The organism is Psychrobacter lutiphocae DSM 21542 (assembly GCF_000382145.1).
GTDB classification, from domain to species: Bacteria; Pseudomonadota; Gammaproteobacteria; order Pseudomonadales; family Moraxellaceae; genus Psychrobacter; species Psychrobacter lutiphocae.
This window is the reverse complement of record NZ_KB907650.1, coordinates 1-20,701: the sequence shown is the minus strand read 5'-3', so window position 1 is coordinate 20,701 and position 20,701 is coordinate 1. Positions and strand designations below refer to the sequence as shown.

Sequence of the window (20,701 nt, the reverse complement as noted above, 5' to 3'; positions counted from 1 at the left end):
CTGATGTACTAAACCACATCACCTGCAATAAACTCTTTGGCAAAGCGCTGTAACATACCTCCAGAGTTATACATCTTCACCTCATCCGCTGTGTCTAAGCGGCAGATAACCGGCACTCTATCCACCTCGCCATTAGTGCGATGAATAACCAAAGTCATCTCGCCACCAGCAGCAATATCACCTTCAATATCAAACACTTCTGTGCCATCAATATTTAAGGTATTGCGGTTGGTACCGGATCTAAACTGGACTGGCAGAGCGCCCATACCGACCAAGTTTTGACGATGAATACGCTCAAAATCTTCAGCAACGACCACTTCCACACCAGCTAGGCGCACCCCTTTGGCCGCCCAGTCACGGCTTGAGCCTTGACCATAACCATCACCGGCAATAATAATCAGCGGCTGATTGCGATTCATATAGGTTTCAATCGCCTCCCACATGCGCATCACCTCACCTTCTGGCTCAACACGGGCTAGCGAACCTTGGATGACATTACCTTGCTCATCACGCACCATTTCGTTTAACAGTTTCGGGTTAGCGAAGGTTGCACGCTGGGCGGTTAAGTGATCACCACGGTGAGTGGCATAGGAGTTGAAGTCTTCCTCTGGCAGACCCATTTTTGCCAAGTACTCGCCAGCAGCACTGTCGGCCAAAATCGCATTTGACGGCGATAAATGGTCGGTAGTGATGTTGTCATCCAATACCGCCAATGGACGCATGCCCTTTAGCTTGTTGGCTTCGGCCATTGCACCTTCCCAATATGGTGGGCGACGAATATAAGTGCTCATCTCACGCCAGTCATACTGAGGATTGACCACAGATGATTCTTGTCTTGAAGCATCAGCTTTAGCTTCATCGAACATAGGGATATAGACTTGGCTAAACTGTTCAGGTTTTACTGCAGCATCAACGATAGCATCGACCTCGGCATCATCAAACCAAATATCCTTTAAATAGACATTATTGCCGTCTTGGTCTTGCCCTAACGGATCTTTTTCAATATCAAAGCGAATATTACCAGCAATTGCATAAGCCACAACCAGAGGCGGTGAAGCGAGGAATGCTTGCTTCGCATACGGGTGAATACGTCCATCAAAGTTACGGTTGCCCGATAGTACAGCAGTAGTAAATAAGTCACGATCTATAATTTCTTGTTGAATGTCTGGATCTAAAGCACCACTCATACCATTACAGGTAGTACAAGCAAAAGCGACCACATCAAAGCCCAGTTTTTGTAGCTCAGGCAATAGTCCAGCTTCTTCTAGATATAACTTAACCGTTTTAGATCCTGGTGCAAGAGAAGATTTCACCCAAGGCTTGCGCATAAGACCTTTTGCCGCTGCATTGCGTGCAACGATGCCAGCAGCAATCATATTACGTGGGTTTGAGGTGTTGGTACAGCTGGTAATAGCAGCAATGATCACTGCACCATCGGGCATAGAGCCATCAGCAGGTGGTGTTAAGTGTGCATCGCCTTCTTCGGCAATGCCTGCTTTCACTAAGTCTGTGGTCGATACTCGTGCGTGGGGACGTGATGGGCCAGCAATATTACGCACTACTTTTGACAAATCAAACTTTAAAATACGCTCGTATTCAGCGCCTGCCATGCCATCTGCCCATAGCCCCGTTTGTCTGGCATAGGTTTCGACAATATCGATTTGTTGTTCACTGCGGCCAGTGAGACGTAGATAATCAATGGTTTGCTCATCAATATAAAACATAACTGCCGTAGCACCATACTCTGGTGTCATATTTGAGATTGAAGCTCTGTCCCCAACAGATAGATTTCTAGCACCCTCACCAAAGCACTCTACATAGGCAGAAACTACCCCTTCTTCACGCAAGAATTCAGTAATCGCCAATACTAAATCAGTACCAGTCACACCTTGTGATAACTGACCTGTGAGCTCTAAGCCGACAATGTTTGGTAAACGCATATAAGATGGATTGCCTAGCATGACGCTTTCAGCTTCTAAACCGCCAACACCGATTGAGATAACACCCAATGCATCGACCATGGGCGTATGGCTATCGGTACCCACGAGCGTATCAGGGAAGGTAACGGGATCGCCGTTTTGATCGGCCACCACTTGTACCACTGGCGACATTTTTTCTAAGTTAATCTGATGCATGATGCCGTTGCCTGGCGGTACCACATTTACATTATCGAAGGCATACTGACACCAGTTGATAAAGTGAAAGCGGTCTTCATTGCGACGCTCTTCAACCTCACGGTTTTTTTCGAACGCATTTTCTTCAAAGCCTGCATATTCTACTGCTAGTGAATGATCGACAATTAACTGTGTGGGTACAATCGGGTTAACTTTTGACGGATCACCGCCTTCAGCAGCAATGGCATCACGAAGGCCTGCTAAGTCAACAAAAGCAGTCTGTCCCAAGATATCATGACACACCACACGGGCAGGATACCAAGGAAAATCAACGTCTTGTTTGCGATAGATATGCTGTGATAAGGCTTGTTTTAGATCTTCTGGTGGACAGCGGCGTACTAAGTTTTCACACAAGACTTTTGAGCTAAATGGCAGCTTGGCATAAGCGCCTGGTTCAATATCGTTGACCGCTTGTTCGACATCAAAATAAAACAAATCCGTACCAGGTAATGGCTTTTTATACTGCTCATTCATGGTTTGCGGATTGGACTGGGTTAATTTTATTTTTTTATCCGTAGTGCTCGGCATGGCTGGATTGTCCTTGCAAGTTTAAATAAGGCTTGATGAGAATCCCCACACCCTCCTTCTGAAAGGAGGGAGTATTCTAAATCGAAGAATATTTGTGGGTTGTTTTTGTGGGTTGTTTTTGTGGGGTGCTGAGGTCTATTAAACGGTAGCACTCAAAAGAGACTACTGTTTTTTACCACGCTCGCTAATGGGTGGCACATCTCTTGGCTCTTCACCGATATATTCAGCACTTGGACGAATAATGCGATTATCTGCACGCTGTTCGAATACGTGTGCTGCCCAACCCGTTAACCGTGAGCAGACGAAAATAGGCGTAAACAATTTGGTTGGAATGCCCATAAAGTTATAAGTTGACGCATGGAAGAAGTCAGCATTACAGAACAGTTTTTTCTCACGCCACATCACCTCTTCACAGCGTACCGATACTGGGTATAACACCTCATCGCCCACATCAGCGGCTAGTTTTTCAGCCCACTGTTTAATGATAACGTTACGTGGATCTGATTCGCTGTAAATTGCGTGGCCAAAGCCCATAATTTTGTCTTTGTTATCCAGCATGCGTAATAAACCTGCTTCGGCAGCCTCTGGAGATTCAAAACCTTCGATTAGATCCATCGCTGCTTCATTGGCGCCGCCATGTAAAGGACCACGTAATGAACCAATAGCACCAGTAATACATGAGAAGATATCAGATAGGGTAGAGGCACAAACACGTGCTGTAAAGGTAGACGCATTAAACTCATGCTCAGCATATAAGATAAGTGAAACGTTCATGACGCGCTCATGCAGCTCGCTTGGCTTTTCGCCTTTTAAAAGCTGTAAGAAGTGACCGCCAATGGTTTCGGCATCAGTAACACAGTCAATTTTGACACCGTCATGGCTAAAGCGATACCAGTAGTTAATAATCGCTGGGAAGGCCGATAACATACGGTTGGTCTTGTCTAGCTGTTGCTCAAAGCTATCTTCTGGCTCTAAGTTGCCTAGCATAGAACAACCGGTACGTAGGACATCCATTGGATGTGCGTCTTTGGGGATGCGCTCTAGCACGTCTTTTAACGCCTGTGGTAAATCACGCAGCTGTTTTAGGGCGGCTTTATACTCGTCAAGCTCGGCCTGGGTTGGTAGCTCACCGTATAACAATAAATAGGCGACTTCTTCAAAGATGCAGGTTTCTGCTAAGTCTTTGACATCATAACCACGGTAGGTTAAGCCTGAGCCTGATTTGCCTACGGTAGAAAGTGCGGTTTTGCCTGCGATTTGACCACGTAAGCCTGCGCCTGATAGTTGTTTACCTGCTGCCATAATAAAATTCCTTTTTGTTGGGTGGCGGTGTGTTTATTTTTAAGCTTATTTGTAACTACTACCAACTTACTTGCAGCACTTGACGTAGGTTGTGGTGTGAGACCAGCATGAGTGGTTAAACGCCATCTTGTGCTGAGCTTTACCTTGTATTGAGCTAAAGACACTAGCCTATATCCAAGTGTTATAAGTTGAGAGTAGGGTTGTTGTTTATGTCTATTTTTTTTGAGCAAATAGCTGGTCAAGTTTTTGTTCAAATTGGTGATAGTTCAAAAAGTCATACAGTTCCATACGGGTTTGCATGGTGTCAACGACTTCCTCTTGAGTGCCATCATCTAAGATATGTTGATACACATTTAAGGCCGCTTTGTTCATCGCACGAAATGCCGATAACGGATAAAGCACCATCTCTACACCGACTTCAAATAACTGTTCTGTGGTGTACAAATCTGTCTGACCAAACTCGGTCATATTAGCCAATACTGGGATATCTAACACATCGGTAAACTTACGATACATCTGAATATCGGTCAGCGCTTCAGCAAAGATCATGTCTGCGCCAGCTTCTTGGAAAGCAACCGCACGTTCAACAGCAGCTTCTAGTCCTTCAACTGATAACGCATCCGTTCGCGCCATAACCACAAAGTCAGGGTCAACTTTGGCATCAAGAGCCGCTTTTAGACGATCCACCATTTCACTGGTAGACACGATTTCTTTATTAGGACGGTGACCACAGCGTTTTTGCGCCACTTGGTCTTCGATATGAACAGCTGCTACGCCTGCTTTTTCCATCTTTTTGATGGTTTGGGCAATATTAAAGGCACCGCCCCAACCTGTATCGATGTCTACTAAAAGAGGCGTTTGTACTGCATTGGTGATACGGCTAGCATCTTCTAACACGTTATCTAGGCTGGTCATGCCTAAGTCTGGCAGACCGTACGAGGCGTTGGCCACCCCACCACCAGAAAGATAGATGGCTTTGTGACCGACTTGGGTTGCCATCATGGCGGTATAAGCGTTGATGGTGCCTACAATTTGTAGTGGCTGATTGGATGCTTTTTGTTCGTGAAGCGCATCACGAAAGCGCTTGCCAGCAGATAGGCTCATAATCGTTCCTTGGCTATGGTTTGGTTTGGTTATTGTGTGATTACTGGTTATGTGGGTCTAGATTAGCGCTTTCTTGCAAGTTTTGGAAGGGGTACTATTACTCAGATATATTTAGAGCAAATATATAGTATAATTATTACAACTTAAACTATTTACATTATGAATATAAATATTTGAATTTTGTTGATTTTGTTGGTTTAGTATTTGTTATTTGCAATCGGTAGGGGTTTGCTGATTAAGATTTGGAGGCAGTTATTTACATTTTGTTACAATCTTAATGCTAAATGTAAGCTGTTGATGCTATGCGGGTGGTCCTTGCACTGCCGAGGGACGAGGCGCGCGCCACTGCGGATAGAAACAAGGGATATGAAGACGCTGATTTGGTAGGGTTTAAAGATAAGAGATGTTGAGGCCAGTTTTTTGCGGTTAGTTTTTGGTGATTAATTGTTGAGTGATTAATTGTTGAGTAGCTAGTTTTTAAGTGATTGGTCAAACGTATCAAGCCGCTTATAGGTGATGCCCTTGGTCTCATATAAGTCGTAAATGACGTCAAGAAGTGTGCGAAACGCAGGGTGAGCCGGGCGGTGTAGGGTGCAAAGATAGATGGGCGAAGTGGCGTCTTCATGCACTAAGTTGTGATAGCTAATTTGTTCACTGCGCACGGTTTTTAGGCTGTCTGGTACTAAAGTAATTCCCTCGCCAGCAGCCACCAAACCGAGCGCTACCTGAATATCGCTGACTTCTGTAATCAAATGCGGTAGGGCAGACTGCTTGGCAAATAAATGCAACAAGGGTTCGCTAATAAGCGCCGAATCTGTTATCTCAGTTGCCTTATTTACTTGTAAACTGCTCGATGTTGATAGGGATGTCGAGATTGAAGTGGGTGTTGCTATTGAGGTTGAGGTTGATGTTTGGCCTGCGAGCTGGGGTACAGGCAAATGGGTCTGGTGGTACAAGATGACACGGCTGTCTTGTAACTGTGATAAGTGAATGTCCTTGGTTTGTGCCAGCGGGTGGTTATCGGGAAGCGCTGCGATATAACGCTCATGACGTAATAATAACTGCCGAATCTGAGGGCCATCATGAGCAAAACGCCCAAAACCCACGTCAATCTCGCCAGCTTTAAGCGCCTCGATTTGTTTAAATGAGCTGATGTCTTTTAAATGGATCGCTAGCTTTGGCAGGCGCTGCTTGAGCTTGGCAATAATGGTGGGCAGTAAACCATACAGCACAGAGGGTACAAAGCCGATATTTAAAGTGTCAGGCGGATGGGCAATCTTTTGGGTTAGGCTGATGGTGCTGTCAAGCTCTTGGAGTAGCTGGTTTATTTTTTCATAAAAAAAGGCACCGGCCTCAGTAAGTTGTAACGGCCGATGATAGCGATCAATCAACTCAACCCCCATTTCATCTTCAAGCTGTTTAAGCAGGCGGCTTAGGGTGGGCTGGGATAACTGGGTGGCGCTGGCGGCTTGGCTAAAGCTTTTGAGTTGGGCAATGGCATGAAAGGCTTTGAGACGTTTTAATTGCATGCCATTGGTTCCTGTGTCCTTATTGTTAATTGTTAAACTTTTGATTAGTTATACCGCTTTTTTAGTTAAAAACCGCTTTTTTAGTTTAAAACCACTTCTTTAGTTTAAAACCACTTCTTTAGTTTAAAACCACTTTAGTTAAACACGACCTGCGAACCATCCTCTAAAGTAATGACACCTTCACTGATGGTTAGCTCAATATCTTGCGGGCTATGAATCGCTTTCATCACATTAGTATCGGCAATACTGACATCTGCCACCAGTTTGCGTGAGGTCTTGCTGGCAATAGGAGGGTTAAATTCGGTGTGCTCGATGACCACAGGTTTTGCCTTTTTAAAGGTCGGGTAACGCATCAAAATAGTACCTTCAAAGCTGGTGATTGGCAACTCGCCTCGGTTACTAAACACAAAAGACAGCTCAACTTGATTGAGGCTGTCTTGCTCACTGGTCGTAACTGGCAGCAATAATAACGGGTAGGTCAGTTGTTGGATACCGTTGGTGGCTTGACCCGTAACTGGGCTTTGGCGCCCTGTCGGATTGTCTGGATGCAGCGCTTCATATTTGCGCTGTAATTCGATGGCCTTGCCAACCGTAATACGAGGCATAGCACCTTTTTTGTAAGCCTCGCTTAAGCGCATCCGCAGCATATAGCGACTAAGCAGTTGGCGGTCTTCTTCTTTTAGGTCATCTAGGGTATCGCCCAGCTTGTCTTGCCAGCGGTCAGCATTGGTAGGGATGGTTTGCATCATAGGATCTGGCTTAAAGTAATCACAGCCAATAAGCAGCAAACTGCCTGCCAATAAGTTGGCGATCAAAGCTTGTTTAATGAGATGAGAATGACGCATGATTAAATCTCCCTATTAGTACCCGTAGCAGCCGATTAGTAGCCCTTGCATGGCTATATATAAAGGCAATATATAACGAAACGTGATACCAGACAATAGGGCGTTTGTAGCCGGCGTAATTGTCATCTCCTTAATTGCAACTCCCATAATTGCCACCTCCTTAATTAAAGCCGACTGGTAGCTGTAAGGCCTTAGTGGGTAAAATTAATCCAACAGACCAATTAACTGCGCCATAAATAACAGCGCAATACCGCCTAAAAATAATAAGCCAGTAATGCTGTATAAATGCATCATAGACGACAGCTTTTTTTCATGCTTAACCAAGGTGTAGTTTAACCAACCAAATATCGGTGCAGACACAAAGGCGGAAATCATGGCAAACTTTAACATCGCACCCAACTGACCACTAAAGTAAGTAATAATGATATAACCACCAATAATAGTATAGGTGGTCCAAAACATGATCTGCTTACCACTGATTTGACTATGATTTTGCAACAAGCGCCAACTTTCAGCAGTAATACGCCCATAGCCGTCACCGCAGGTAATGGTGGTGCCAAACATCACCATAAAGGCAACAAAGGCCACCAAAAACCTTGACCACTCCCCAATGGTAGCGGTGTACATATCAATCAACTGCCCGACATAAGCGCCGCCTTGGGTCTGAATCTCAACCCCTGAGCCATACTGTACAAATACTCCCAACGCCAAAAATAGCAAGGCTAAGATAGCAGTAGAAATAAAGCCAACATTAAAGTCAACCAAGCCCTGCTTATGAGTGGTGTGGTCATTTTTAATCTTAGCCGATACCCACATAGAGTTAATGGCAGAAAACTCAAGCGGTGCCGGCATCCAGCCCATTAGAGCCACAATAAACCCTAGCGTTGCCATATTCCAAGGAGAAGTAGGAATAAAGTCAGAGGTCATCACTGTCGGTTTACCAGCGGCGATAATCACGGCAGCGAATGTTGCCATTGTTAAAGATATCATAATCCACTTAGTCGCCCGATCAAGTAACTTGTAGTGTCCTAGAATCAAGAATAGCCAAGATACACCCATGACAATCATCGCCAAGGTGGTGGTTGGCAAACTCAAGCTTTCTGGCAACATAAATCCTAGAATAACCGAGGCTAATAATGCAACCGCACCAGTACTAATCACAGAAGCCGCCAGTGATAAGATAAAGAAAGCCCATAAGTAGATCGGTGAGCGCCTGGCATAGCCTGCCACTAATGACTCATGTGCTTCATAGACGTAGTCAGCGCCAAACTTAAAAAACGGATATTTAAAAAAGTTAGCTAAGATAATCATAATCGCCAATTGCCAGCCATATAGCGCACCCGCTTGGGTCGAGGAAATCAGGTGTGAACCACCAATAGCAGCTGTTGCCAACAGCATCCCTGGACCAAAGATCTGCCAATTGATGCCTTTTTTGGCTGAAAGGTTATTTGCGGAAGTGGTAACTGACGACTGATCGTCAGAAGCGATGGCTGTTTTGCGCATACTTAAGTATCCTTTTGCTTATTGCTTATTGCTTATTGCTTATTGCTTATTGGGTTTAAAAGTTAGGCCAAAATCCCTACCAGTTGTAGTAAAAACAGTAGGGCGACCGCTGTCAAAAATAACAAGCCTATGATGCTATATGCCGTCATGGCAGTGGATAGCTTTTGTTGGCTTTTGACCAGTGAGTAGTTAAGCCACCCAAAAACAGGTGCCAATACAAAGGCTGAAATCATGGCAAACTTGAGCATAGCACCAAGCTGACCTTTAAAAAAAGCTAGTATAATAAAACCGCCAATCACGGTATAACTGCTCCAAAATACGACTTGAACATTATTGATATCCTCTTGACCCTTGATCAAACGCGTACTTTCTGCCAGTGAACGACCATAACCATCAATACAAGCGATGGTGGTGCCAAACATCACCATAAAGGCGACCAATGCCACCAATGTGCGTGTCCAGTCACCAATAGTCGCTGTGTACATATTAAATAGCTGTGTAATATAAGCTCCACCTTGCGTCTCAACTGGTATGCCTGATCCGTATTGCACAAACACCCCGAGAGCCAAAAAGAATAATGCCAAAATAGCACTGGAAATATAGCCAGCATTAAAGTCGATTAAGCCCTGTCTGTGGGTGGTATGGTCAGTTTTTACTTTTTCTTTGGTCCACATCGAGGTCATGGCCGCAAATTCAAGCGGTGCTGGCATCCAGCCCATCAAGGCGACAATAAAGCCCAGTGAAGCCATATTCCAAGGCGAGGCAGGGATAAAACCGTCCACAATGGCTGTCGGCTTGCCAGCGGCCATCAATACCGCAAGGAGGGTGGTGACAATCAAGGTGCCCATGATCCATTTGTTTAACCTATCGAGTAATTTATAGTGCCCTAATGTTAACAATAGCCAGCTGACAATCATCACCAGTGCAGATAATAAGGTGATGTCGTGTAGGATGCTGGTAGGCAACATAAAGCTTAAAATCACTGAGGTTAATAACGACAAGGCGCCAACACTAATCACCGCAGAGGCAAGTAACAGTAGGGTGTAGACCCAAAAATATAGCTTTGACTTTTTGGCATAGCCAGCAATTAATGACTCGCCTGTGTTATACACATAGTCGGTGCTAAATTTAAAAAACGGGTATTTAAAGACATTGGTCAGCACGATAATACTCGCCAGCTGCCAGCCGTATAGTGCACCAGCTTGGGTCGAGGAAATCAGATGCGAGCCACCGACAGCGCCTGTGGCTAATAGGATGCCTGGACCAAAAATACGCCAATTTAGTTTATCCTTATTCTTGATGTTTAAATCCTCTTTAGTTTCATGAATCACTTTCGTCATAACCCCCTCTATGAGTCAGTCAATAATAAGATATGTTCACCTTTACAGCCAGCATCAGTCGTTAAGTACATCTATTACTTAATGAGTGGTATCAAAGAGCTAATTATTATGTGTTAATGATAAGTTTTAATAAAAAATAAAATAAACATTAGCATTGTTTAAAATGGCAATATGCGTATAAAAACGAAGAGGTATTATATAACGTGAGCACAATAAATCGTCAATCGATAATTGCAAAAATAGTTAGCTAATCTTATAAATTATTTTTTGGTTAAGCTTAACTTTTTGTATCAATATCAGGCTTAGAGATAGCACGCCATAATATGGAGAATAAGTCATCAAAGTTTTCAGTCAACGGCATCGGGGAGTGACGAATGACCTGCATGGTACCAATACGCATCACAAAGCCCATAAACACATCGAATAAAACATAAAGCGGTACCTTATCATTAAGCACTCCTCGATTTTGACCATCTGCTAAGACACTGGTAAAGGCATTAATCAGCTCTTTATTTTCATAAATTGATATTTTGCGAATATCTGAAGTAGATACTGAGGTTAAGACCATCACAGCATCAGGATGTGAATCCACAAAATCAAAACAAACCCACAAGGTTTTTCTTAGACGCTCTTTAACACTATCAATACCTTGTAGATGATCTATCATTCGGTTCGCAAGGCGCCCAAGTACGATATCCATAATTGTTTGGAATACCGTATGCTTATCGCCAAAGTATTTATATAGGGTCTGTAACGACACATTTGCCGCTTTTGCGATTTGAATCATGGTGACATCTTGAGCATTGGCACCAGCAAATAACTCGTGAACCGCTTTTTCAATTTTATCAAGGGTCGCAGGGCGAATTTTTGATAAAGGCGCTAACGCTTTATCATTTAACAGGTTGTCATGATGATGTTGAGTTGCTTTCATAAAAACTCCTTAGTTAACGGTAATTATAATTACTATTTTATAGCAAGTCATTGCTTAGCAAAATAAACTTTTGTAAGATTGAACGGTAAGCAGTGATAGATATGAGTTTTGCTCCAAATCTATTGTAATATTTTTTGGTAATAATTATTACCATTAATACAATCAACTAATTTATGTGTTAAGGATTAACGAGATGGGTATTGATACGTTTAAAAGCAATTGGATGACTGAAGAACATGAAATGGTATATGACAGTGCCTTAAAGTTGTTCCAAAGTTGGGAAGATAAAGACGAGCAGTGGCGTGAAAACGGTATGATTGACCGTGAAGCATGGAATGAAGCGGGTGAAATGGGCTTTTTATGTGCATCAATGCCTGAAGAGTACGGTGGCGGCGGCGGTGACTTCGGTCACGAAGCAGCGATTCTTCTTGCTCAAGCTCAAGCTAACCAATCTGGATTTGGTGGTATGGTGCACTCTGGTATCGTTGCTCCTTATATTTTGAAACATGGTACTGAAGAACAGAAAAAAGCATGGCTACCAAAAATGGCTACTGGTGAATTGGTTGGTGCAATCGCTATGACTGAACCGACAACAGGCTCAGATTTACAAGCTATTAAAACCTATGCCGTTAAAGATGGTGATGATTATATTATCAACGGTTCAAAAACATTTATTACCAACGGTCAACACGCCAACTTAATTATATTGGCTTGTAAAACTGACCGTGAAAAGGGTGCACAGGGCGTTTCACTTATCGGCGTTGAAACGGAGGGGCTTGAAGGTTTTGAGCGAGGCCGCAATCTTAAGAAAACTGGTCTTTCTGCACAAGATACTTCAGAGTTATTCTTTAGTAATGTACGTGTACCTCAAAAAAATGTACTAGGGGGTGTCGAAGGTCTTGGGTTTATTCAAATGATGCAAGAGCTGCCTCAAGAGCGTCTCATTATTGCATTAAGCGGTTGTGGTGCTATCAAATTAGCTTTAGAGCTAACTTTAGATTACGTTAAACAGCGTGAAGCATTTGGTCGCCCAATTTGGAAGTTCCAAAATACCCGCTTTAAGCTTGCGGAAGTTCAAGCAGACTATTTAGCAGTGAAAGCATTATGTGACTCTGCTGTTGAAGCGATGATCGAAGGTAAATTAACCGCACCTCAGGCATCATTAATTAAATACTGGGTAACTGAAAAACAGTGTAAAGCTATGGATGAGTGCTTACAATTATTTGGTGGTTATGGCTATATGAGTGAGTACCCAATTGCCCGTATGTATGCTGATTCAAGAGTCCAGAAAATCTACGGTGGCACCAATGAGATCATGAAAGAGCTTGCATCACGTTTTATGTAATCATTTAAGTTTTCTATTAAACTCCTATGTAAGTTTTTAGACTTAATAGCATCGTGTTACATCGCTTATTTTGTGAGCGACTCAAACGTGTCGCTTACAAAATTTCATAAACGATTTTAAACAATTTAAACGGATTTAAAAAAGGATTTATATGACTGAAGTTGCCTATATCTATGATGCCATTCGTACACCACGTGGCAAAGGTAAAAAAGAGGGTTCGTTACATCAAGCAACGCCAATATGGTTGGTGCGTACCTTATTAAAAGAGATGCAGAAACGTCATGATCTTGATACCAGTTTGGTTGACGATCTGGTATTAGGTTGTGTTACTCCGGTAGGGGAGCAGGGTTCTGATATCGCACGTATTGCAATTATTGATGCTGATTGGGATGAAAGTGTGGCAGGCGTTACACTATCTCGTTTTTGTGCATCAGGCTTAGAGTCTATCAACTTAGCTGCTACTAAAGTCATGTCTGGTATGGAAGATATGGTTGTGGCTGGCGGTGTAGAATCAATGAGCCGTGTACCTATGGGTTCAGACGGTGGGGCTTGGTATATGGATCCTCGTGTTAATGATGCAACGCAATTTGTACCCCAAGGTGTTGGCGCAGATGCTATTGCAACGTTACGTGGTTTTACCCGTGAAGACGTTGACGCCTTTGCCACTGAATCTCATAAAAGAGCTGCTGCTGCTTGGGAAAAGGGCTACTATGATAAGTCCGTCGTTCCAGTAACGGATATTAACGGTATGCTGTTATTGGACAAAGATGAGACCATCCGTCCTAATACTTCCGTAGAGACTTTAGCAGGTCTAAATCCCTCCTTTATTATGCCTGGTAAAATGGGCTTTGATAGTGTAATACTTGATAAATATACCACTATCGAAAAAGTGAATCATGTCCATCATGCAGGTAACTCATCAGGTATCGTAGACGGCTCAGCACTTTGTTTAGTCGGTAGCAAAGCGGCAGGCGAAAAAGCAAACCTTAAACCTCGTGCTAAGATCACTATGGCTTCAGTCATCGGTTCTGAACCAACTATTATGTTAACAGGTCCAACGCCAGCGTGTCTGAAGGCACTTAGTAAAGCAGGTATGACGGCCAGTGATATTGATTTATGGGAAATTAACGAAGCATTTGCTGTCGTTCCAATGAATACTGCTGCAGACCTAGGTGTGTCGCTTGATAAAGTCAATGTTAATGGCGGCGCTATTGCTATGGGACATCCCTTAGGTGCTACTGGAGCGATGCTAGTGACTACAGTACTGGATGAGCTTGAACGTCGTGACCTAAATACAGCCATGATTACACTATGTGTTGGTGGTGGTATGGGTATCGCAACTATTATTGAGCGTGTGTAATATTAAGCGTGTCTCAGATCTTGACCCTAATATTTAGTGAATCCAAGACATGGAAATAACGTACGCATATTGAATTAGCGCATAATGAATAAGGATATAAAATGAGTATAGCTAGCGTAAAGGCCATTAACGCCCTAAATAACTTTACAGCAGAAGCTGACAACGGCGTTGTTACTGTTACTATCGATCAAGCGGATCGTAAAATGAATGTTATTGGTGAGGGCTTTAATGAAGCTTTTGCCTCTTTAACTGATGCTTTTATTACCGATGAAGAAGCCAAAGGTTTGATATTAACCTCTGGGAAGTCTACCTTTGTGGTTGGTGCTGATATTGACCAACTGGCAGAAATTGAGTCTGCTGAACAAGCTTTTGATTTAGTAGAAGACTTGAAAACCAGTCTACGTAAACTTGAGAAAGCAGGTAAGCCTGTTGTTGCTGCTCTTACTGGTACGGCTTTAGGTGGCGGTTTGGAGCTCGCTTTAGCCTGTCATTATCGTATTGCCGTTGATTCACCTAAAACTAAGATTGGTTTGCCAGAAGTTAAACTTGGCTTGCTGCCCGGTGGAGGCGGTACTCAACGTTTACCACGCATTGTCGGTATTCAAAAAGCGTTAGAGATGATGACCCAAGGCAAAGAGCTACGTCCACAGCAAGCTCTTGAAATCGGTCTATTGAATGCCGTTGCTAGCGACAAAGAAGATATGCTTGCTCAAGCAAAACAATGGATTAAAGATAACCCTAAAGTTAGTCAGCCTTGGGATCAAAAAGGATTTAAAATACCAGGTGGTGACAGTAAGCATCCTAAAGTTGCTCAGGTTTTCTCTATTGCACCTGCTATGGCAAATCAAAAGTCACATGGTAATTATCCTGCAATTGTTCATATCATGTCATGTGTGTTTGAGGGCTGCTTAGTAGATATTGATAATGGACTTGAAATTGAGTCTCGTTATTTTGTCGCTTGTGCATTGTCACCTGAATCTACAAATATGATTAATACCTTGTGGAAGCAACTGAACAATATCAAAAAAGGTCAATCACGTCCTGAAGGGTTTGAGAGATCTAAAGTTAGCAAGGTTGGTATCTTAGGTGCTGGTATGATGGGTGCTGGTATTGCCTATGTTTCAGCTAAAGCAGGTATTGATGTCGTCCTATTAGATACCAGTATCGAAGGTGCCGAAAAAGGAAAAAGCTACTCGACCAATTTGCTTGACAAAGCTATCAGCCGTGGCCGTTCAAACCAAGAGAAAAAAGAGGCCTTGTTATCACGTATTAAAACCACGGTATCTTATGACGATTTAGAGGGCTGCGATTTAATTATCGAAGCGGTATTTGAAGATATTGACATTAAAGCCGAATGTACCCGAAATGCAGAAGCTGTCATTCCAGAAACAGCAATTTATGCTTCTAATACCTCAACGCTCCCGATCACTCAGTTGGCACAAGCCAGCAAACGACCCAATCAGTTTATCGGTCTTCACTTCTTCTCACCTGTTGATAAAATGCCATTGGTTGAGATTATCGTTGGTGAAAAGACAGACGATGCCACATTAGCAAAAAGCTTCGATTTTGTGGGTCAAATTTCAAAAACGCCAATTGTGGTAAATGACAGCCGCGGCTTCTATACATCACGCGTATTTGGTACCTATGTATCAGAAGGTATTGCAATGCTAGGTGAAGGTATTCATCCACGCAGTATTGAAGTGGCAGGTATGAAGTCTGGTATGCCAATGCCTCCTTTAGCACTGCAAGATGAAGTGTCATTAAGTTTGTCATTACACGTTATGCAGCAGGCTAAACGAGCTTTAGAAGCGGAAGGTAAGACTTTTACCGCGCATCCTGCTCAACCAGTGATTGAAAAAATGGTGCAAGAGTTAGGCCGTGAAGGTAAAAAGGTTGGCAAAGGATTTTATGATTATCCTGAAAACGGTGAAAAACACTTGTGGTCTGAATTGACTGACTTGTATCCAACTAAAGATGAACAACCGTCGCAACAAGATTTAGTAGATCGCCTGCTATACGTACAAGCCAATGAAACGGCTAAGTGCTATGAAGAAAATGTTGTGCGCTCAGTTGCAGATGCTAACGTAGGCTCAATCTTTGGGTGGGGTTTTGCACCAAATCAAGGCGGCACGCTACAATTTATTAACTCGATTGGTGTTAAGCGATTTGTCGAACGTAGTCGCGAATTAGCTGCTGCTTATGGTGAACGTTTTGAGCCTGCTGCTATTTTAGTTAAGATGGCGGATGCTAATCAGGAGTTTAACGATGACTAGCAAGTTATCAAATCCAATGGCTGACTGCTTACAAGGTTTAAAGGTTGTTGACTTAACCCGCAACCTACCTGGACCCTTTGCAACCAGATTGCTTGCAGACCTAGGTGCAGAAATTGTCAAAATAGAACCTATGAATGGTGATCCTGCGCGCGCATTTGGTGAGCTATTCAAAGCTTTAAATCACGGAAAAACGACACTTAAAGTCGATTTCCGTGATCCAGAAGGCATTGCTACTATTAAAGAGCATCTCAAAAATGCAGATGTCATGCTTGATAGTTTTCGTCCAGGCGTCTTAGAAGGCATGGGATTGGATGCAACCGCTTTGCATGACATTAATCCTAAACTGGTTATTGTCTCTATTACGGGGTACGGTATCACTGAAGGTGAAACTGTTAATCATGATTGGAGCAATAAAGCAGGACATGATATTAACTTTATGGCGCTTAGTGGTGTTCTAGATCAGCTTAAATCATCCGATGGTGATCAAGCGATGCCTAATGTGCAGTTTGCAGATCTAGCGGGGGGTAGTGATACGGCCGTTATCGCACTTTTAGCGGCTGTGATTGCTGCGAAAAATACCGGTAAAGGTAGACACATTAACACCAGCATGACGCACAGTTTGTACAATCATCTAGTTATGCCAAAAGCAACTGGCAAATTGATTGAACAGATGACGGGCAAGAAGCCGGCTCCGCAGCATGACTTCTTAGGCGGCTTACTGCCTTGTTATCGTCTTTATAAAACCAAAGACGATAGATATATGGCGGTCGGTTCTCTTGAGTTAAAGTTTTGGCAAGGGTTATGCGACGTATTAGATCTTCCAGATCTAAAAAATACACATTGGCAACGTGGTGTTTTACCAAATATGCCTGAGAGTCGATCAGCAATGCAGACCATTGCTGAAACGTTTGCAAGTCAACCCTTATCACACTGGTCAAGTCTTTTTGAGCAGGTGGATGTCTGCGTTACACCAGTTTTAACGCTTGCAGAGGCTCAAAATCATCCTCTTTTTGCTCATCAGGATGAATATGGGGCGACTGCTGGTTGGCAAGTCGTAAGCTAGATCTGGGTGGTTTGGGTTAAGCGAGTTATTTAAATCTATGTTGGACACATTACTTTAAGGCTGAAGTGTGTTAATTAACTATGGAAGGTGAAATATGACAAAGTTTTGGACTAAAAATTATCCAGAGGGTATTGCCTCGGATATTCCTCAAGTCGATGAAACATTAATTGATTTTTTCGATGCTACTCTAAAAAAGTTTGCAACTAAAGATCTCATGACAAATATGGGAGTTTCATACACCTATGCCCAAGTTGATGAAATATCTCTTAAAATTGCATCTTGGATTCAAAGTTTAGGTTTAACAAAAGGCTCATCAATTGCCTTGATGATGCCTAATGTAAATCAGTATCTGCCTATTATAATAGGTGCCTTAAGGGCTGGGATGGTACTTACTCTTATTAATCCACTCTATACGTCACGCGAGCTCAAACATCAGCTTGTTGATTCAGATGCTAAAATAATATTTATTCTAGAACCTTTTTGTCATACTTTAGAAACTATTGTAGCGCATACCGCCATTGAAAAGGTTATTATCAGTCCTATTGGAGATATGTTGGGCTCGGTAAAAGGCACCCTTGTTAACTTTGCGGCTAAGCATATCAAAAAAGCAGTCCCAGCGTACCGTTTAAGCTCAAACTCAAATTATGAGGTGTATCAATTCAGATCCATATTGAGTGATGCTAAAACCCTAAGCTATTCTCGTCCTGATGTTAAAGCGGATGATTTAGCGATGATTCAGTATACTGGTGGTACTACTGGTGTGGCTAAAGGGATATTGATTAGCCATAAAAATGTCGTTTATGGCACAATGCAATATGAAGAGTGGTTTAAACCCATCTATCGTAGCCAAAACCCAAATGAACAACTGACCTGTGTGGTTGCGCTTCCTTTATATCATATATTTGCGTTTATTATATCTGTATTAGGTATGCGAATGGGTCAGCATTTATTGGTCGTGACTAATCCTCGAGATATTGATGCATTTATTAAGCTATTACAGAAGCAACCTTTCCATATGCTACCAGCAGTAAATACTTTATTCCATGCTCTATTATTACATCCTAAATTTAAAGACATTGATTTCTCCCAGCTTAAACTCTCTTTAGCAGGCGGTATGGCGGCGACCCCTGAAATGGCGAGAAAATGGCAGGAAATCACAGGTGTCCCTATTATTGAAGGATGGGGTATGTCAGAAACTCTTGGTGTCGGCACAGCTAATCCGCTTACCAGTACTGAGTTTACCGGTACAATTGGCATGCCATTACCAGGGGTTGACATACAGATTTTAGATGAGGACGAGAATGCATTAGAGGTAGGAGAGGTTGGCGAAATTGGAATTAAAGGGGGGAGTGTTATTTCAGGTTACCATAATCTTGACAATACCCAGTTTTTTTCAAAGGACGGTTATCTTAAGACAGGTGACATTGGTACAATGGACGAAAATGGCTATGTCAAATTGCTTGATAGAAAGAAAGACATGCTGATTGTCAGCGGCTTCAATGTTTATCCTAATGAAATTGAAGGGGTTATTGAGATGTACCCCAAAGTTAGAGAATGTTCTGTGGTCGGAGTTGATAGTGATTCACAAGGTCAATCAGTCAAAGTTTTCATCGTTAAAGATGACCCAAGTTTAACTAAAAAAGAGATACATGAGTTCTGTAAAAAGAACCTTGCTGGCTATAAACGTCCACGTCATATAGAGTTTATAGATGAGCTCCCTAAGTCTACCGTTGGCAAGATACTAAGACATAAATTACGTTCCTTAAGTAATAAAAAATAGATTAATTTAATAATGCTTCATATTAGGTCAATAACGCTGTTATTTACCTTCATTTACAACCCTCTTTTAGTCGCAATGGATGTGACTAATAATACTGCAATGGAGAATGCACAATGTCAAAATCTTTCACTATAAATCAACTTGCTGGTGCTTTAGCACTAATGTCTTTCGCTTCAATAGCTGGCGCTGCTGGTCTTGATCGCTCTGGTCAACCAAGTGCAGAGTTTACTAAGGAGGGTACTTACGCATACGCTAGTGCTTATCGTATTAGCCCAAAAACCAGTGGGAAATATACTGATAACGGCGTTACTAGAAAATATGATGGAGTTGCTCAAGATTATAATGGCTATGGTTATGGTGTTAAAACTGATTTAAACGACAAAGTTAGTATTGGGGTTTTTTATGATCAACCCTTTGGTGCTGAAATTGAAGTTGAAGGTAATAACAACCCTTTGGTGAATGGGAATATTCATACTAAAGCAAGTGTCAAGTCAGATACCTTTACGGGTTTAGTTAACTTTAAGCTTGGCCAGAATGACAACTTTAGGCTGTATGGTGGTCCTGTCCTAAGCAAGCTTGAAGGTGATCTAAATTTAGCGAGCGGTGAGAGAACAGGCAGCTTAGCTAACTTAGCGGCGATAAATGGTTATACGCTAAATCTCGCTAAAGATCAAGATTATGGTTATATGGTTGGAGCAGCATATGTCAAGCCTGAAATCGGCTTAAAATTAGCAGTGACTTATCGATCAAAAATTGAGCATGATATTAAATTCGGTGAAAACATGCCTGCCTTGGGAGCCATACAAACTAAAAAAGCACCTTTGAAGTTACCTGAGTCAGTTAATATCGATTTTCAAACTGGATTGAATCCTACGACCTTATTAACTGCTAAAGCACGCTGGGTACCTTGGGGGGATTTTAAAATCTCTCCTCCTTTATTATCGAGTAGTGTAAAAAGACTGACGGGGGCAAAAGAAGCACCTCTAGTTGCCTACTCAGACGATTCTTATATGCTTGAATTAGGATTGGGTAAGCGCCTATCTCCAGCACTTGCAATTTCTGGAACAATTGGTTGGGATAAAGGCGCTGGGAATCCTGTTACAGTATTGGGTCCAGCTGAAGGATATTACAGTATTGGTTTGGGTGCTAAATATAATGTTACTCCAGAATGGTCTGTTGCTTTAGGTGGTAAGTATCTTATGTTAGGAGATGCGAATACTCAACTATCTTCAACCAAAGCTCCTATGGGTAAGTTTAAAAACAATGATGCTTATGTCGTTGGTTTAAAATTAGAATACGCTTCAAAATAACTGGATAACTCTGCTATATACCTAAATAAAAAATAGTAAGTAATCGAACAAAATTAAATACCTATACTTTAAATGTAGAAAAATTTAACGACAGGGAATCACCAATATTAGCAAAAACCCGATTAACTGCATAAGACAACGTATCGAAAGAAACATAATCACAAGGTCTTAGCCAAGCCTGTTTTACCTCCTTCCATAACCGCTCAATGATATTTAGATGCGGACTATAAGGCGGTAAATAAAAGATAAACAAGCCTCGTTCTTGCCAAATGGGTAATCTAGCTTGGATAATCTTGGCATGATGAATACTGGCA

The 20,701-nt window shown here is 42.4% G+C and carries 15 protein-coding genes; 6 read left to right on the top strand and 9 right to left on the bottom strand.

What is annotated here, in order from left to right; all coding sequences use genetic code 11:
- Positions 1 to 8 precede the first annotated feature (8 nt).
- The 8 genes from acnD to H140_RS0110245 form a co-directional block, all read right to left on the bottom strand.
- A complete protein-coding gene (acnD, locus tag H140_RS0110285) occupies positions 9 to 2,648 on the bottom strand; it encodes a Fe/S-dependent 2-methylisocitrate dehydratase AcnD (RefSeq protein WP_026349018.1) in 2,640 nt (879 codons plus the stop codon).
- Positions 2,649 to 2,864: 216 nt separating this feature from the next.
- Positions 2,865 to 4,004 (bottom strand): bifunctional 2-methylcitrate synthase/citrate synthase, encoded by a 1,140-nt coding sequence (prpC, locus tag H140_RS0110280; RefSeq protein ID WP_019673572.1) that lies wholly within the window; start codon positions 4,002 to 4,004, stop codon positions 2,865 to 2,867.
- Between the two features lie 213 nt (positions 4,005 to 4,217).
- A complete protein-coding gene (prpB, locus tag H140_RS0110275; RefSeq protein ID WP_019673571.1) occupies positions 4,218 to 5,108 on the bottom strand; it encodes a methylisocitrate lyase in 891 nt (296 codons plus the stop codon).
- Positions 5,109 to 5,578: 470 nt separating this feature from the next.
- On the bottom strand, positions 5,579 to 6,637 hold the full coding sequence (locus H140_RS0110270) for a LysR family transcriptional regulator (protein ID WP_019673570.1): 1,059 nt from the start codon (positions 6,635 to 6,637) through the stop codon (positions 5,579 to 5,581).
- Positions 6,638 to 6,771: 134 nt separating this feature from the next.
- Positions 6,772 to 7,482 carry a hypothetical protein gene (locus H140_RS0110265; RefSeq protein WP_019673569.1) on the bottom strand — a complete coding sequence of 237 codons (711 nt, stop codon included), beginning with the start codon at positions 7,480 to 7,482 and terminating at the stop codon, positions 6,772 to 6,774.
- Positions 7,483 to 7,686: 204 nt separating this feature from the next.
- Entirely contained in the window at positions 7,687 to 8,985 is a 1,299-nt protein-coding gene (locus H140_RS0110255; RefSeq protein WP_019673567.1) for an NRAMP family divalent metal transporter, read from the bottom strand.
- A gap of 62 nt (positions 8,986 to 9,047) precedes the next feature.
- A complete protein-coding gene (locus H140_RS0110250) occupies positions 9,048 to 10,325 on the bottom strand; it encodes an NRAMP family divalent metal transporter (RefSeq protein ID WP_019673566.1) in 1,278 nt (425 codons plus the stop codon).
- A gap of 277 nt (positions 10,326 to 10,602) precedes the next feature.
- Entirely contained in the window at positions 10,603 to 11,256 is a 654-nt protein-coding gene (locus tag H140_RS0110245) for a TetR/AcrR family transcriptional regulator (RefSeq protein ID WP_019673565.1), read from the bottom strand.
- Positions 11,257 to 11,449: 193 nt separating this feature from the next.
- Between H140_RS0110245 and H140_RS0110240 the strand changes: the two genes are divergently transcribed.
- The 6 genes from H140_RS0110240 to H140_RS0110215 all read left to right on the top strand — a co-directional run bounded on the left by H140_RS0110240 (position 11,450) and on the right by H140_RS0110215 (position 20,387).
- The gene (locus H140_RS0110240; RefSeq protein WP_019673564.1) at positions 11,450 to 12,601 is read left to right on the top strand and encodes an acyl-CoA dehydrogenase family protein; all 1,152 of its coding nucleotides are present in this window, start codon (positions 11,450 to 11,452) and stop codon (positions 12,599 to 12,601) included.
- Positions 12,602 to 12,752: 151 nt separating this feature from the next.
- On the top strand, positions 12,753 to 13,961 hold the full coding sequence (locus H140_RS0110235; protein ID WP_019673563.1) for an acetyl-CoA C-acetyltransferase: 1,209 nt from the start codon (positions 12,753 to 12,755) through the stop codon (positions 13,959 to 13,961).
- Positions 13,962 to 14,062: 101 nt separating this feature from the next.
- The gene (locus tag H140_RS0110230) at positions 14,063 to 16,234 is read left to right on the top strand and encodes a 3-hydroxyacyl-CoA dehydrogenase NAD-binding domain-containing protein (RefSeq protein WP_019673562.1); all 2,172 of its coding nucleotides are present in this window, start codon (positions 14,063 to 14,065) and stop codon (positions 16,232 to 16,234) included.
- Positions 16,227 to 17,297 carry a CaiB/BaiF CoA transferase family protein gene (locus H140_RS0110225; protein WP_019673561.1) on the top strand — a complete coding sequence of 357 codons (1,071 nt, stop codon included), beginning with the start codon at positions 16,227 to 16,229 and terminating at the stop codon, positions 17,295 to 17,297. Before H140_RS0110230 ends, H140_RS0110225 begins: the two co-directional genes overlap by 8 nt.
- Positions 17,298 to 17,391: 94 nt before the next feature.
- A complete protein-coding gene (locus H140_RS0110220) occupies positions 17,392 to 19,077 on the top strand; it encodes a long-chain-fatty-acid--CoA ligase (RefSeq protein WP_019673560.1) in 1,686 nt (561 codons plus the stop codon).
- Positions 19,078 to 19,190: 113 nt separating this feature from the next.
- The gene (locus tag H140_RS0110215; RefSeq protein WP_019673559.1) at positions 19,191 to 20,387 is read left to right on the top strand and encodes an OmpP1/FadL family transporter; all 1,197 of its coding nucleotides are present in this window, start codon (positions 19,191 to 19,193) and stop codon (positions 20,385 to 20,387) included.
- A 61-nt stretch (positions 20,388 to 20,448) separates the two neighbouring features.
- On the opposite strand, the gene H140_RS14470 is transcribed toward H140_RS0110215, so the two are convergent.
- Positions 20,449 to 20,640 carry a transposase gene (locus tag H140_RS14470; protein WP_409371739.1) on the bottom strand — a complete coding sequence of 64 codons (192 nt, stop codon included), beginning with the start codon at positions 20,638 to 20,640 and terminating at the stop codon, positions 20,449 to 20,451.
- Positions 20,641 to 20,701 lie beyond the last annotated feature (61 nt).